At 71.6% G+C, this 863-nt stretch carries 1 protein-coding gene; it reads right to left on the reverse strand.

Features of this window, described 5'->3' with window-relative positions; all coding sequences use genetic code 11:
* Positions 1-36: 36 nt before the first annotated feature.
* The coding region (locus tag PI86_RS15500) for a carotenoid oxygenase family protein (protein WP_039324378.1) at positions 37-863 on the reverse strand (827 nt) is incomplete at its 5' end.

The following is an 863-nucleotide window of genomic DNA, read 5'->3' on the forward strand; positions in this document are numbered from 1 at the left end:
TCGACGCGCTGCGCGCGCAGTGACGCGCGCGGCCGCTCACGCCCGGCGCTCGCGCGGCACCCACGCGCCGTGGAACCCGGCCGGCACGCGGCGCGGCAGGTGCACGGTGGCGACCGGCGCCGCGTCGATCGCGCGGGCATCGAGGATCACGACGTCGCTCGTATCCGTCGCCGCGCGGTAGACCACCACCAGCAGCCAGCCATCGTCCTCGTCGGTGCCGCCCGGGCGCGGCACGAACACCGGCTCGCCGTTCTGGTCGCCGGCCCGCACCGCGTAACGCGTCGTCGTGCCCCGCACGTGGTCGAAGCGCATCACGCCGCGCATCTCGGCGTTGTTCGGCTGCTCGACCGCATACAGGTAGCGGTAGCGGCGCCCCGTCCGGCTTTCGTTGATGCGCGGCAACTCGATGCCGCCGTCGGCCAGCGGCCCTTCGTCGATCAGCCCATTCGCCGTATCGATCACGTAGCGCCACAGCTCGCCGAGCGGGTTGTCGGCAAAGCGCCCCGTGCGCGCATCGAGCCGCAGGAACCACGGATAGCGCACCGCATCGAGCACGATGCACGACTCGTCGCAGTCGTACGCGTTCACGACGTGCTGAATGAAGCACGGCTCGATACCGAACCAGCGCACGTCGCCGCCGTGGCGCGGCGTCACGCCGATCCGCGCGTCGCGGTCGTCGTGACAGCGCAGCGGCATCCGGTGCCCCTGCTTCAGCATCGCGAAGTCGTAGCCGACGTTCAGGTCGAGCAGCAGGCTGCGGGTTTCGGTAATCGCGAGGTCGTGCATCATCGACGGCGCGCGCACGTCGACGGGGAGGTCGACGCGCTGCACGCCCTGCGCGTCCGCGACGCCGTAGCGCAGCC

The organism is Burkholderia sp. A9 (assembly GCF_000801975.1).